Raw genomic sequence first — 14,747 nt, forward strand, 5'->3', positions numbered from 1 at the left:
AACCATTCCACCCGATACTTGACGGGCGTTCAATTCTGTAAATCCACTCATCAACACTCATGCCCGGACAAGCTTGCAACGGCGATGCTGACAAGAGGATTTCAAGGTGGCAAAAAGGGGGCCTAGCCCCCTTTTTGCGTGCCGAGTAGACGCCAGGCGTCAATTACTCAGCAGCTGGTGCTGCTTCTTCAGCGTAAACTTCGGTGCCGCCAGCAACGTTGTTGCGACCACGGATAACCGCGTCAGCCATCGAACCCATGTACAGCTGGATAGCGCGGATGGCGTCATCGTTACCTGGGATGATGTAGTCAACGCCTTCTGGGCTGCTGTTGGTATCGACAACGCCGATGACCGGGATACCCAGCTTGTTGGCTTCGGTGATAGCGATGCGCTCGTGGTCAACGTCGATCACGAACAGAGCGTCAGGCAGACCGCCCATGTCCTTGATACCGCCCAGGCTGCGATCCAGTTTTTCCAGATCACGGGAGCGCATCAGGGCTTCTTTCTTGGTCAGCTTGGCGAAGGTGCCATCTTCGGCCTGGGTTTCCAGGTCGCGCAGACGCTTGATCGAAGCACGGATGGTTTTGTAGTTGGTCAGCATGCCGCCCAACCAGCGGTGATCGACGTACGGCGAACCGCAACGTGCTGCTTCTTCAGCAACGATCTTGCCAGCGGAACGCTTGGTGCCGACGAACAGAATCTTGTTTTTGCCCTGGGCCAGACGCTCAACGAAAGTCAGTGCGTCGTTGAACATTGGCAGGGTTTTTTCAAGGTTGATGATGTGAATCTTATTGCGCGCACCGAAAATGTACTTGCCCATTTTCGGGTTCCAGTAACGGGTTTGGTGACCGAAGTGCACACCGGCCTTCAGCATATCGCGCATATTGACTTGGGACATGATAGTTCCTTGATAAGTCGGGTTGGGCCTCCACGTATCCCAATGACCAACCCAGGATCCGTAGATCGCAGGCACCCAGGTCATCGTGTCGACACGTGTGTGGGTTTAAGCTTCCGGGGCTATCCCCGCAAAGCGGCGCATTTTATATCACACAAACACGCTGAACGGAACCCGAAATAGCATCGTCCGTCACAGGCTTTTGCACCGCAACGCTAATCGCGCCAGAATGCGTCTATATAAAGGCTGTATCACCGCCATAGCCGCCTGAGCGGGCGCCGCTCTGGTAGAATCCGGCCTTTCCTCAGAATATTTGCGCAGCAATGCGCCGTAGAGAGCCTGCAATGACCGTCACCATCAAAACCGCCGAAGACATCGAAAAGATGCGCATCGCCGGCCGCCTGGCCGCCGAAGTCCTGGAAATGATCGAAGCGCACGTCAAGCCCGGGGTCACCACCGAAGCGCTCGACCGCCTGTGCCACGACTATATCGTCAACGTCCAGAAGGCGATTCCGGCACCGCTCAACTACAAGGGTTTTCCCAAGTCGATCTGCACTTCGGTCAACCATGTGGTGTGCCATGGCATCCCGGGCGACAAACCGCTCAAGGATGGCGACACCCTGAACATCGACGTGACCGTCATCAAGGACGGTTACCACGGCGACACCAGCCGCATGTTCCACGTCGGCAACGTGCCGGTCTGGGCCGAGCGCCTGTCGCAGGTCACCCAGGAATGCATGTACAAGGCCATTGAGCTGGTCAAGCCGGGCTGCCGCCTGGGCGACATCGGTGAAGTGATCCAGAAGCACGCCGAAAAGAACGGTTTCTCGGTGGTCCGCGAGTTCTGCGGTCACGGTATCGGCAAGGTGTTCCACGAAGAGCCGCAGATCCTGCACTACGGCCGCGCCGGTACCGGCATGGAGCTCAAGGAAGGCATGACCTTCACCATCGAGCCGATGATCAACCAGGGCCGCGCCGACACCAAAGTGCTGGGCGACGGCTGGACCGCCATCACCAAGGACCGCAAGCTCTCGGCGCAGTGGGAACACACCTTGGTGGTGACCGCGACAGGTTACGAGATTTTCACACTGCGTAAAGACGACACCATTCCCCGTATGTCAGCCTGATTCAAACAGGAAAGTGACTCGATGCCCCAGGTGGATCCCGAGCTGTTCGACCGCGGCCAGTTCCAGGCGGAACTGGCCCTCAAGGCTAGCCCTATCGCAGCCTTCAAGAAGGCCATCCGCCAGGCTGGCGAAGTGCTCGACAAGCGTTTTCGCGACGGTCGCGAGATCCGCCGGCTGATCGAGGACCGCGCCTGGTTCGTCGACAACATCCTGCAACAGGCCTGGAACCAGTTCGACTGGAGTGATGAGGCCGATATCGCTCTGGTGGCAACCGGCGGTTATGGCCGCGGCGAGTTGCACCCCTACTCCGACATCGACCTGCTGATTCTGCTCGACAGCGCCGATCACGAAGTGTTTCGCGACTCGATCGAGCGTTTCCTGACCCTGCTCTGGGACATTGGCCTGGAAGTGGGCCAGAGCGTGCGCTCGATCGATGAGTGCGCCGAACAAGCGCGAGCCGACCTGACGGTAGCCACCAACCTGATGGAAAGCCGCACCATTGCCGGCCCCGAGCGCCTGCGCCTGCGCATGCTGGAAGTCACCAGCACTGCGCACATGTGGCCGAGCAAGGAGTTTTTCCTGGCCAAACGCGCCGAGCAAAAGGCCCGGCACCACAAGTACAACGATACCGAATACAACCTTGAGCCCAACGTCAAAGGCTCACCCGGCGGTCTGCGCGATATCCAGACGGTACTGTGGATCGCCCGTCGCCAGTACGGCACCCTGAACCTGCATGCTCTGGCAGGTGAAGGCTTCCTGCTGGAGAGCGAAAACGCCCTGCTGGCCTCCTCCCAGGAATTCTTGTGGAAGGTCCGCTATGCCCTGCACATGCTCGCCGGCCGCGCCGAAGACCGCCTGCTGTTCGATCATCAGCGCAGTATTGCCGCCCTGCTCGGTTTCAGTGATGACAACCCCAAGCGGGCCATCGAACAGTTCATGCAACAGTACTACCGGGTAGTCATGAGCATCGCCGAGCTCAGCGACCTGATCATCCAGCACTTTGAAGAAATCATTCTCGACGACGACAGTGGCAGCACCCAGCCGCTCAATGCGCGCTTCCAGTTGCATGACGGCTATATCGAGGCAGTCCGCACGAACGTCTTCAAGCGCACCCCGTTCGCCATGCTGGAAATTTTCGTATTGATGGCCCAGCACCCGGAAATCAAGGGGGTGCGCGCCGACACCATTCGCTTGCTACGTGAACACCGCCACCTGATCGACGACGATTTTCGCAACGATATCCGCAATACCAGCCTGTTTATCGAGTTGTTCAAGTGCGAAATCGGCATACATCGCAATCTGCGACGCATGAACCGCTATGGCATTCTGGGGCGCTACCTGCCGGAATTCGGCCTGATCGTCGGGCAGATGCAGCACGACCTGTTCCATATCTATACCGTCGATGCCCACACCCTGAACCTGATCAAGCACCTGCGTAAACTGCAATACACCCCGGTGTCGGAGAAATTCCCGCTGGCCAGCAAGCTCATGGGCCGCCTGCCCAAGCCCGAGCTGATCTACCTGGCCGGCCTCTATCACGACATCGGCAAAGGCCGCCAGGGCGACCACTCCGAGCTCGGCGCCGTGGATGCACAGGCGTTTTGCCTGCGTCACCAGCTACCCACCTGGGACAGCCGTCTGATCGTCTGGCTGGTGCAGAATCACCTGGTGATGTCGACCACCGCTCAGCGCAAGGACCTGTCCGATCCGCAAGTGATCCACGATTTCGCCCAACAGGTCGGTGATGAGACCCGCCTGGATTATCTCTATGTGCTGACCGTGGCCGACATCAACGCCACCAACCCGAGCCTGTGGAACTCCTGGCGCGCCAGCCTGTTACGCCAGCTTTACACCGAAACCAAGCGCGCCCTGCGCCGCGGCCTGGAAAACCCGCTGGACCGCGAAGAACAGATCCGCCAGACCCAGAGCGCGGCCCTGGATATCCTGATCCGCGAAGGCACCGACCCGGACGACGTCGAGCAGCTGTGGGCGCAACTGGGCGACGACTACTTCCTGCGCCACACCGCCGCCGACGTGGCCTGGCACAGCGACGCGATCCTGCAGCAGCCGGCCGATGGCGGCCCGCTGGTGCTGATCAAAGAAACCACCCAGCGCGAATTCGAAGGCGGCACGCAGATCTTCATCTACGCGCCGGACCAACACGACTTCTTCGCCGTGACCGTGGCGGCCATGGACCAGCTCAACCTGAACATCCATGACGCGCGGATCATCACCTCCAGCAGCCAGTTCACCCTCGACACCTATATCGTGCTCGATAACGACGGCGGCTCAATCGGCGACAATCCGCAACGGGTCAAAGAGATTCGCGACGGCCTGAGTGATGCCCTGCGCAATCCGGACGATTACCCGACCATCATCAAACGCCGGGTGCCGCGCCAGCTCAAGCACTTCACCTTTGCCCCACAGGTAACCATTCACAACGACGCCCAGCGACCGGTGACCATCCTCGAACTCAGTGCCCCTGACCGCCCAGGCCTGCTGGCGCGGATCGGCAAGATCTTCCTGGAATTCGACCTTTCGCTGCAAAATGCCAAGATCGCCACCCTTGGTGAGCGGGTCGAAGACGTGTTCTTCATCACCGATGCCGACAACCAACCGCTGTCCGATCCACAGCTGTGCAGCCGCCTGCAGGATGCCATCGTCGAGCAATTGCGCGTCGACCAGGCCGCCGCGACCACCGTTTCCCGCCTGACCATTTAACGTTTGACGAGACCCAGCGCCGATGAACACCGATTTGCTTCAGCTTCAGCCCTACCCGTTCGAGAAACTTCGTGCCTTGCTCGGCAGCGTCCAGCCTGCCGCCGACAAACGCGCCATTGCCCTGTCGATCGGTGAGCCCAAGCATGAATCGCCGGCGTTCGTTGCCCAGGCCCTGGCCGACAATCTCCAGCAAATGGCCGTATACCCGACCACCGTTGGCCTGCCAACCCTGCGCCAGGCCATCACCCGCTGGTGCGAGCGTCGTTTTGCGGTGCCAAGTGGCTGGCTGGATGCCGACAGACACGTACTGCCGGTCAATGGCACCCGCGAAGCACTGTTCGCCTTCACCCAGGCGGTGGTCAACCGTAGCGCCGATGGCCTGGTCATCAGCCCCAACCCGTTCTACCAGATCTACGAGGGCGCAGCCCTGCTGGCCGGCGCCACCCCGCACTACCTGCCATGCCTGGACAGCAACGGTTTCAATCCGGACTTCGATGCCGTCCCGGCCGAGACCTGGAAGCGTTGCCAGATCCTGTTCATCTGCTCCCCGGGCAACCCCACCGGCGCGCTGGTGCCGATGGATACCCTGAAAAAGCTCATCGCCCTGGCCGATGAGCACGACTTCGTGATTGCCGCCGACGAGTGCTACAGCGAGCTGTATTTCGACGAACAAAGCCCGCCACCGGGACTGCTCAGCGCCTGCGTGGAGCTGGGCCGCAGTGACTTCAAACGTTGCGTAGTGTTCCACAGCCTGTCCAAGCGCTCCAACCTGCCGGGCCTGCGTTCGGGCTTCGTCGCTGGCGATGCTGAAATCATCAAGCCGTTTCTGCTCTATCGCACTTACCACGGCTGCGCTATGCCGGTACAGACCCAACTGGCCAGCATCGCCGCCTGGAACGATGAAGAACACGTGCTGGCCAACCGTGATCTGTACCGCGAGAAGTTCGATGCGGTATTGGAAATTCTGGCGCCGGTGCTGGATGTGCAGCGCCCGGACGGTGGTTTCTATCTCTGGGCCAAAGTGCCGGGTGACGATGCCGAGTTCTGCCGCGACCTGTACAAGACCCAGCACGTGACCGTGGTGCCGGGTTCTTACCTGTCCCGTGAAGTGAATGGCGTCAATCCGGGAGCCGGGCGTGTGCGCATGGCGCTGGTTGCGTCGCTGGCTGAGTGTGTAGAAGCGGCGGAGCGGATTCGCGCGTTCCTGCAGAAGTAAGCCTATCGCAGGGCAAGCCCGCCCCTAGAGGATCACACCCCTCTGTGGGAGCGGGCTTGCCCCGCGTTTTACTTAACCGCCCCCAGGTTTGCCTCGCTCAAATCCAGTTCCCCCAGCACCTGACGCACCACATCATCGCCCACCTGGTGATGACGGTGCAGCTTGTACAACTCCAGACGCTGGGCCCGTAACGCACGCAGACGCAGGCGTCGCTCCAACTGATCCATCTGCTCGGCCAGGGCCTGGGTTTCCGCGCTGTCATTGAAACTGTCCAGCTGATACCGGTACTCGGCCATCAGCCGCGCCTTGAGTTCCGCGGCCAACGCCGCCTGGGCCGCATCCTGGGGCCCACCCGGCTCAGACAGATCTTCGGCTTCCAGGGCATGGATAGCCGCCTCAGCCGTGCGTCGCCAGACTTCCTTGGCCTCCTGGCGCAAGGTGTCGTCGGGACTCTTTGTCACCCCGCGCAACAGCAGCGGCAAGGCAATGCAGGCCGACACCAGCGACAGCAGGATCACCCCAGCAGCAATAAAGATCAGTAGATCGCGCTCCGGGAAGGCCTTGCCCGCACTGATCAGCAAAGGCACCGACATGACCCCGGCCAAGGTCACCGCACCCCGCACCCCGCCGAGGGTCAGCAGCCAGCAGGAACGGGCAGTGGGCACCAGCACCAGGTCTTCCTTGCCACGCCAGCGGCGGATCACCCCGATCAAGCGCCAAATGCTCTGCACCCAGACGAAACGCAACACCACCAGCACTGCAAAGATCGCCACCACATCCAGGCAACGCCACAGCAGAGTCGGCCACAACGATGCTTCATGACTGGTGACCGCTTTGATGATGTCGGGCAGTTGCAGGCCCAGCAGCAGGAAGATCAGGCCGTTGAAGCTGAACTCCAGCAATGACCAGACACTGCGGTTGAGCAAGCGCGTGCTGGTCTGGCGTGGCAGCAGGTCGAGCCAGCTCTGCATCATCCCGGCAGCCACCGCCGAGAGGATCCCGGAAGCGCCAAGGCGCTCGGCCAATACATAGGCGGCAAACGGCAGCAGCAACATGAACACCACATGGGTAGCGGGGTCGTCCCAACCACGGGCGATCATCCACGCGCGCAGGCGCCCCACCAGCCAGCTCAGGGCCACGCCAATGGCCAGACCACCGAGCGCCACCAGAACGAATGTGACACTCGCTTCAGCCAGCGAGAACGCACCGGTAATGGCGGCGACCAGGGCAAACTTGAAAGTCACCAGACCGGTGGCGTCGTTCATCAACGCCTCACCCTGAAGCATATGCATCAGAGGCGTTGGCAGACGATCCTGGGTAATCGCCGACACCGCCACAGCGTCAGTTGGCGACAGCACGGCGGCGAGGGCAAAGGCCACCGGCAATGGGATGCTCGGCAGGATCCAGTGAATGAAGTATCCAGCGGCGACCACGGTAAACAGCACCAGCCCCACAGCCAGGGTCAGGATTGGACCGCGCAAGCGCCAGAGGTCGCGCTTTGGCATGCGCCAACCATCGGCAAAGAGCAACGGTGGCAGGAATAGAAACAGAAACAGTTCCGGGTCCAGGGCCACGTGCAACCCCAGTGTCGGCCAGGCCAGCAAGGCCCCGGCGGCGATCTGCACCAGCGGCAACGGCAACGGGATCACCCGACCGACAAGTTTGGAGACACTCACCAGCATCAGCAGGATGAGAACGGTGTAGGCTGATTGCATGCGGCGTGTTCCTTTCAATTCAAACAGTCAACGGCGCCCCCTTTGCCCATTCCGGACATTGCCATTGAAACGACATGGTAGCCGTTCAGGCTGCTAGCGCACCGCTGCACAAAAGTCGCAGAGGCTGCCGAAACCTGTAACACAATGCTACAAAGTGCCGTGGCGAGACCCACCCTAACCGGTTGACCATGGCATAATCCTTCACCATTTTTTCCCAGGAGGGGCAAGACATGACCAACCGCGACACGCCATTGCACCTTTATGGAATCAAGGCCTGTGACACCATGAAGAAAGCCCGTACCTGGCTGGAAGACAAAGGCCTGGGTTACCACTTTCACGACTACAAGACCCAAGGCATCGACCGTGCGAGCCTGACCCGCTGGTGCGACGAGCACGGCTGGGAAACCGTGCTAAACCGTGCCGGCACCACCTTCCGCAAGCTCGAAGACGCCCAGAAGGCCGACCTCGACCAGGCCAAGGCCATCGAACTGATGCTGGCCCAACCGTCGTTGATCAAGCGCCCGGTGCTCGACCTCGGCGCGCGGACCCTGGTCGGCTTCAAGCCGGACCTGTACGCAGCCGCCCTGCAATAACGCGGCATCACGCTTTCATTCAAATTCGCAAGAGGTAACTGCATGTCCACTACCCTGTTCAGTCTGGCCTTCGGTGTCGGCACCCAGAACCGCCAAGGCGCCTGGCTGGAAGTTTTCTACGCACAACCACTGATCAATCCGAGCGCCGAACTGGTCGCCGCGATTACCCCTGTATTGGGTTATGAAGGTGGCAACCAGGCCATCACCTTCAGCACCGCCCAAGCTGCGCAGTTGGCCGAAGCCCTGAAAGGTATCGATACCGCTCAAGCTGCTTTGCTGACCCGTCTGGCTGAAAGCAATAAGCCGCTGGTCGCCACCGTGCTGGCCGAAGACGCGGCCCTGAGCTCCACGCCGGAAGCCTACCTGAAGCTGCACCTGCTCTCGCATCGCCTGGTCAAGCCGCACGGCCTGAGCCTGGCCGGCATCTTCCCGCTGCTGCCAAACGTGGCCTGGACCAGCCAGGGCGCAGTCGACCTGGCTGAACTGGCCGAGCAACAACTGGAAGCGCGTCTGAAGGGCGAGCTGCTGGAAGTGTTCTCGGTGGACAAGTTCCCGAAGATGACCGACTACGTCGTACCTGCCGGCGTGCGTATCGCCGACAGTGCCCGTGTGCGCCTGGGTGCCTACATCGGCGAAGGCACCACCATCATGCACGAAGGCTTCGTCAACTTTAACGCCGGCACCGAGGGTCCTGGCATGATCGAAGGCCGCGTCTCGGCTGGCGTGTTCGTCGGCAAGGGCTCGGACCTGGGCGGCGGCTGCTCGACCATGGGCACTCTGTCCGGTGGCGGCAACATCGTCATCAAGGTAGGTGAAGGCTGCCTGATCGGCGCCAACGCTGGTATCGGCATTCCGCTGGGCGACCGCAACACGGTAGAAGCCGGTCTGTATATCACCGCTGGCACCAAGGTGAACCTGCTCGACGAGAACAACCAGCTGGTCAAGGTCGTCAAGGCCCGCGACCTGGCTGGTCAGACCGACCTGCTGTTCCGCCGTAACTCGCTGAACGGCGCTGTAGAGTGCAAGACCCACAAGTCGGCGATCGAGCTCAACGAAGCGCTGCACGCCCACAACTAAGTGGTACCATCGGGTCTGGCCTAACGCCAGGCCCGATACTCAGGTCCGACATCATGTTCCAGCCCTCCCCGTGGCGCGCTGATTTTCCAGCCATCGCCGCTCTGCAACGGCAGCACCAGACCTACCTGGACAACGCTGCAACTACGCAAAAACCGCAACTACTGCTCGATGCCTTGAGCCATTATTACGGCCACGGTGCCGCCAATGTGCACCGTGCCCAACACCTTCCCGGCGCGTTGGCTACCCAGGCCTTTGAACGTAGCCGGGAAAAGGTCGCCAGCTGGCTCAACGCCACTAACCCCCAACAGATCATCTTCACCCATGGCGCAACCTCGGCCTTGAACCTGCTGGCGTACGGCCTTGAAGGGCTGTTCGAAGCCGGCGATGAAATCGCCATCAGCGCCCTGGAGCACCACGCCAACCTGTTGCCCTGGCAGCAACTGGCCCAGCGCCGCCAGCTCAAGCTGGTGATTCTGCCTCTGGACAACCGCGGCTTGATCGATCTTGAGATTGCCCTGCAGTTGATTGGCCCGCGCACCCGCCTGCTGGCGGTCAGCCAGTTGTCCAACGTGCTGGGTGCCTGGCAACCGCTGGCGCCGTTGCTGGCCCACGCGAATGCCCAGGGTGCGCTGACGGTGGTCGATGGCGCCCAGGGCGTGGTGCATGGCCGCCAGGACATGCAGCAACTGGGCTGCGACTTCTACGTGTTCTCCAGCCACAAGCTGTATGGACCTGACGGTGTCGGCGTGCTCTACGGCCGCAGCGAAGCGCTGGCACGTCTGCGCCACTGGCAATTCGGTGGCGAGATGGTCCAGGTGGCCGATTACCACGACGCCAGCTTCCGCCCGGCGCCGTTGGGGTTCGAAGCCGGCACCCCGCCAATTGCCAGTGTGATCGGCCTGGGCGCCAGCCTCGACTACCTGGCGGGGCTCGATCCGAGCGCTGTCGCCGAACACGAAGCCAGCCTGCACCGCAGCCTGTTGCGCGGCCTGAACGATCGCGAAGGCATTCGCCTGCTGGGTCAACCGCAACTGGCCCTGGCCAGCTTCGTGGTCGAAGGCGTGCACAATGCCGACCTCGCCCACCTGCTGACTGAACAGGGGATCGCCGTGCGTGCCGGGCACCACTGCGCCATGCCACTGCTGAAAAGCTTCGGGCTGGACGGGGCGATTCGGGTTTCCCTGGGCCTGTACAACGATTCCGACGACCTGCAACGCTTCTTCGAGGCCCTGGATCAAGCCCTGGAGCTGCTGCGATGAGCCTGCCGGTTAACGCCCAAGACGCGCTCAGCAGCTTCGAACAGGCTGCGGGCTGGGAGCAACGGGCTCGCTTGCTGATGCAATGGGGTGAGCGTCTGACGCCCTTGAGCGAGGCAGAAAAATCCGAAGCCAACCGCGTTCATGGCTGTGAAAGCCAGGTCTGGTTGGTGGCCGAACAGCAGGACGGTCAGTGGCGCTTCAAAGGCGCCAGCGATGCGCGGATCATTCGTGGCTTGCTGGCGCTGCTGCTGATTCGGGTAGAGGGCTTGTCCAGCACCGAACTCCAGCAACTTGACCTGCCCGGCTGGTTCAACCAGCTGGGCCTCGGGCGTCAGCTCTCCCCCTCACGCAGCAACGGCCTGAACGCCGTGCTGCAGCGTATGGCTCAGCTGGCCGCGGGCAACTGAGCCTGGCGTTCGGATGGCCGACGGGCGCCGGCCACCAGCTTTTCCACCGCCTTGCTGGCGGCGACCATGCCGAAGGTCGCCGTCACCATCATCACTGCGCCAAAGCCACCCGAGCAGTCGAGCTTGACGCCCTCACCGACAAAACTCTTCTGCAGGCAGACGCTGCCGTCGCCTTTGGGATAGCGCAACTGTTCGGTAGAGAACACGCAAGGCACACTGTAGTTGCGAGTGACCGTGCGGGAAAAGCCATAGTCACGACGCAAGGTCGAACGCACCCGCGAAGCCAGCGGATCGTTAAAGGTCTTGTTCAGGTCAGCAACGCGAATCTGCGTTGGGTCGATCTGCCCGCCGGCACCACCAGTGCTGATGATGGTGACCTTATGGCGCTTGCACCAACCGATCAGCGCGGCCTTGGCCATGACGCTGTCGATGCAGTCGATCACACAATCGATGTGCTCGCCGATGTACTCAGGCAAGGTTTCCTTGGTGACGAAATCAACCACCGCATGCACCTTGCACGCCGGGTTGATCGCCCGCAGGCGCTCGGCCATGACTTCAGCCTTGGCGCGCCCGACATTCCCTTCCATGGCATGCAACTGGCGGTTGGTGTTGCTGACACAGACATCATCGAGGTCGAACAGCGAAATTTCACCGACGCCACTACGCGCCATGGCTTCAGCCGCCCACGAGCCGACACCACCAATACCGACGATCGCCACATGGGCCTCGCGCAGGCGCTGCAGGCCGCTGTCACCGTATAACCGGGCAACACCGGCAAAGCGTGGATCATCTGTACTCATGGCCATACCCTGAAAAAACCGGCGCGCATTATAGGCCTGTTGAGGCCCGCTGCCATCCTGCTTCGGACCAGTCACCCCTGTACGAATTAGTAAAGTCGGTTGTAATCCTGCTTTAATGTGCCAGGCAATCCCTAGTCCTGGACGACAACAGCACGGGCCTCAGAACTTCGACACCTGAAGACAATCTAACCCTTGCCGCCAGCCTGTTCCTACACAGCATAGGCGGACAAAGAGCAGAATCCGCGCCCTGTGGCGCTCGCCCGTTCCACCTTTCGGAACCCGAACTATCTATGTCATCGCGTAAATTTGGTATCAACCTGGTGATAGTCATGGCCATCGCCGCGCTATTCACCGGGTTCTGGGCACTGATCAACCGCCCGGTTTCCGCCCCTGACTGGCCGGAGCAGATTTCCGGCTTCTCCTACTCGCCGTTCCGCCTCGGAGAAAGCCCGCAAAAGGGCCAATACCCGACTGAGGACGAACTGCGCCAGGACCTCGAGCAACTGAGCAAGCTGACCGACAGTATTCGTATCTATACCGTCGAAGGCACCCAGGCCGAGATTCCACGCCTGGCCGAAGAGTTCGGCCTGCGGGTAACCCTCGGGGTGTGGATCAGCCCGGACCTTGAGCGTAACGAACGGGAAATCCAGAAAGCCATTGAACTGGCCAACAGCTCGCGCAGTGTCGTGCGGGTGATGGTCGGCAACGAAGCACTGTTCCGCGAAGAAATCACCCCCCAGGCGCTGATCCAGTACCTGGACCGGGTGCGCGCAGCGGTGAAAGTCCCGGTGACCACCAGTGAACAGTGGCATATCTGGAAAGAGCACCCGGAGCTGGCCAAACACGTCGACCTGGTAGCGGCGCATATCCTACCGTACTGGGAATTCATCCCGATGAAGGACGCCGGCCAGTTCGTACTGGACCGCGCCCGCGACCTCAAACAGCAATTCCCACGCAAGCCACTGCTGCTCTCCGAAGTCGGCTGGCCGAGCAACGGGCGCATGCGTGGCGGCGCCGACGCCACCCCGGCCGACCAGGCCATTTACCTGCGCACCCTGGTCAACAAGCTCAACCGTCAGGGTTACAACTACTTCGTTATCGAAGCCTATGACCAACCGTGGAAGGCCAGCGACGAAGGTTCGGTCGGCGCTTACTGGGGCGTATTCAACGCCGCCCGCCAGCAAAAATTCAACTTCGAAGGCCCGGTAGTGGCCATTCCGCAGTGGCGCGTGCTGGCGGTGGGTTCGGTGGTCCTGGCGATGCTCTCGCTGACCTTGCTGCTGATCGATGGCTCGGCCCTGCGTCAGCGCGGGCGCACCTTCCTGACCTTTATCGCCTTCCTCTGCGGTTCGGTGCTGGTGTGGATCGGCTACGACTACAGCCAGCAGTACAGCACCTGGTTCAGCCTGACGGTGGGCTTCTTGCTCGCACTTGGCGCGCTCGGGGTGTTTATCGTGTTGCTGACCGAAGCCCATGAACTGGCCGAGGCGGTGTGGATTCGCAAACGCCGCCGTGAGTTCCTGCCGGTGCAGGCCGACAGCGCTTACCGCCCGAAAGTCTCGGTGCATGTGCCGTGCTACAACGAGCCACCGGAGATGGTCAAACAGACCCTCAACGCCCTAGCGGCGCTGGATTATCCAGACTACGAAGTCCTGATCATCGACAACAACACCAAGGATCCGGCGGTCTGGGAGCCGATCAAGGCCCATTGCCAGATGCTCGGTGAGCGCTTCAAGTTCTTCCACGTCTCCCCTCTGGCGGGCTTCAAGGGGGGCGCACTGAACTACCTGATCCCGCACACCGCCAAGGATGCCGAAGTGATCGCGGTGATCGACTCGGACTACTGCGTGGATCGCAACTGGCTCAAGCACATGGTCCCGCACTTCAGCGACCCGAAAATCGCCGTGGTGCAATCGCCGCAGGACTACCGCGACCAGAACGAAAGCACCTTCAAGAAGCTGTGTTACAGCGAATACAAGGGTTTCTTCCATATCGGCATGGTCACCCGCAATGATCGAGACGCGATCATCCAGCACGGCACCATGACCATGACCCGGCGTTCGGTGCTCGAAGAACTCGGTTGGGCTGACTGGTGTATCTGTGAAGACGCCGAACTCGGCCTGCGGGTGTTCGAGAAGGGTTACTCAGCGGCGTACTCCCACGAGAGCTATGGCAAGGGTCTGATGCCCGATACCTTCATCGACTTCAAGAAGCAGCGCTTCCGCTGGGCCTACGGCGCCATCCAGATCATCAAGCGCCATGCTGCCAGTCTGTTGCGTGGTAAAGACTCGGAGCTCACCCGCGGCCAGCGCTATCACTTTCTGGCCGGCTGGCTGCCGTGGATTGCCGATGGCATGAACATTTTCTTCACCATTGGCGCCTTGCTCTGGTCGGCGGCGATGATCATCGTGCCGCAACGAGTCGATCCACCGCTGCTGATCTTCGCCATCCCGCCCTTGGCGCTGTTCGTGTTCAAGGTCGGCAAGATTGTCTTCCTCTACCGCCGTGCGGTCGGGGTCAACATGAAGGATGCCTTCGCCGCAGCCCTGGCCGGCCTTGCCCTGTCGCATACCATCGCCAAAGCGGTGCTGTACGGTTTCTTCACCAGCAGCATTCCGTTCTTCCGCACGCCGAAGAACGCCGACAGCCATGGTTTGCTGGTGGCGCTTTCCGAAGCCCGCGAAGAGCTGTTCATCATGTTGCTGCTATGGGGTGCTGCGGCCGGTATCTACCTGGTTCAGGGTTTGCCGAGCAATGACATGCGCTTCTGGGTGGCCATGCTGCTGGTGCAGTCGCTGCCGTATCTGGCGGCGCTGATCATGGCGCTGCTGTCGTCGCTGCCCAAGCCTGTGGATGCCGCCCAGCCGGCGCAGGCGTCCTGACCACCTGTAAGAGCGGGCTCGCCCCGCTCCTACAGCCCCCCGAATTGCTATAAGA

The 14,747-nt window shown here is 61.1% G+C and carries 11 protein-coding genes; 8 read left to right on the plus strand and 3 right to left on the minus strand.

What is annotated here, in order from left to right; translation table 11 throughout:
* Positions 1 to 163: 163 nt before the first annotated feature.
* Positions 164 to 898 carry a 30S ribosomal protein S2 gene (gene rpsB, locus C6382_RS19715; protein WP_038614011.1) on the minus strand — a complete coding sequence of 245 codons (735 nt, stop codon included), beginning with the start codon at positions 896 to 898 and terminating at the stop codon, positions 164 to 166.
* A gap of 341 nt (positions 899 to 1,239) precedes the next feature.
* Here rpsB and map point away from each other — a divergent pair, with 341 nt between their 5' ends.
* Genes map through dapC form a run of 3 tightly spaced genes read left to right on the plus strand, consistent with a single transcriptional unit; the run spans position 1,240 to position 5,959 of the window.
* Positions 1,240 to 2,022: a type I methionyl aminopeptidase gene (gene map / locus C6382_RS19720; RefSeq protein WP_107026022.1), complete on the plus strand. Its 783-nt coding sequence runs from the start codon at positions 1,240 to 1,242 to the stop codon at positions 2,020 to 2,022.
* 21 nt (positions 2,023 to 2,043) lie between these two features.
* Positions 2,044 to 4,743, plus strand: a complete 2,700-nt coding sequence (locus C6382_RS19725; RefSeq protein ID WP_107026023.1) for a [protein-PII] uridylyltransferase — start codon at positions 2,044 to 2,046, stop codon at positions 4,741 to 4,743.
* A 22-nt stretch (positions 4,744 to 4,765) separates the two neighbouring features.
* Entirely contained in the window at positions 4,766 to 5,959 is a 1,194-nt protein-coding gene (gene dapC / locus C6382_RS19730) for a succinyldiaminopimelate transaminase (RefSeq protein ID WP_107026024.1), read from the plus strand.
* A gap of 68 nt (positions 5,960 to 6,027) precedes the next feature.
* Here the strand turns inward: dapC and C6382_RS19735 are convergent, their stop codons facing one another.
* Entirely contained in the window at positions 6,028 to 7,674 is a 1,647-nt protein-coding gene (locus C6382_RS19735; protein WP_107026025.1) for a Na+/H+ antiporter, read from the minus strand.
* A gap of 230 nt (positions 7,675 to 7,904) precedes the next feature.
* Here C6382_RS19735 and C6382_RS19740 point away from each other — a divergent pair, with 230 nt between their 5' ends.
* The 4 genes from C6382_RS19740 to C6382_RS19755 are packed head-to-tail and all read left to right on the plus strand — an operon-like array spanning position 7,905 to position 11,010.
* The gene (locus C6382_RS19740) at positions 7,905 to 8,267 is read left to right on the plus strand and encodes an ArsC family reductase (protein ID WP_107026026.1); all 363 of its coding nucleotides are present in this window, start codon (positions 7,905 to 7,907) and stop codon (positions 8,265 to 8,267) included.
* A 42-nt stretch (positions 8,268 to 8,309) separates the two neighbouring features.
* Positions 8,310 to 9,344: a 2,3,4,5-tetrahydropyridine-2,6-dicarboxylate N-succinyltransferase gene (gene dapD, locus C6382_RS19745; RefSeq protein WP_107026027.1), complete on the plus strand. Its 1,035-nt coding sequence runs from the start codon at positions 8,310 to 8,312 to the stop codon at positions 9,342 to 9,344.
* A 53-nt stretch (positions 9,345 to 9,397) separates the two neighbouring features.
* Complete coding sequence (locus C6382_RS19750; RefSeq protein WP_107026028.1) at positions 9,398 to 10,603, plus strand: aminotransferase class V-fold PLP-dependent enzyme; 1,206 nt, start codon at positions 9,398 to 9,400, stop codon at positions 10,601 to 10,603.
* Positions 10,600 to 11,010, plus strand: a complete 411-nt coding sequence (locus tag C6382_RS19755; RefSeq protein WP_107026029.1) for a SufE family protein — start codon at positions 10,600 to 10,602, stop codon at positions 11,008 to 11,010. The genes C6382_RS19750 and C6382_RS19755 overlap by 4 nt, the downstream gene beginning before the upstream one ends.
* Here C6382_RS19755 and tcdA read toward each other — a convergent pair.
* Complete coding sequence (tcdA, locus tag C6382_RS19760) at positions 10,989 to 11,810, minus strand: tRNA cyclic N6-threonylcarbamoyladenosine(37) synthase TcdA (protein WP_178082806.1); 822 nt, start codon at positions 11,808 to 11,810, stop codon at positions 10,989 to 10,991. The genes C6382_RS19755 and tcdA overlap by 22 nt on opposite strands.
* Before the next feature lie 290 nt (positions 11,811 to 12,100).
* On the opposite strand from tcdA, the gene C6382_RS19765 reads away from it, so the two are divergent.
* Entirely contained in the window at positions 12,101 to 14,692 is a 2,592-nt protein-coding gene (locus C6382_RS19765; protein ID WP_107026030.1) for a glycosyltransferase, read from the plus strand.
* Positions 14,693 to 14,747 lie beyond the last annotated feature (55 nt).

This window comes from Pseudomonas sp. BBP2017 (assembly GCF_003024385.1).
Taxonomy (GTDB): domain Bacteria; phylum Pseudomonadota; class Gammaproteobacteria; order Pseudomonadales; family Pseudomonadaceae; genus Aquipseudomonas.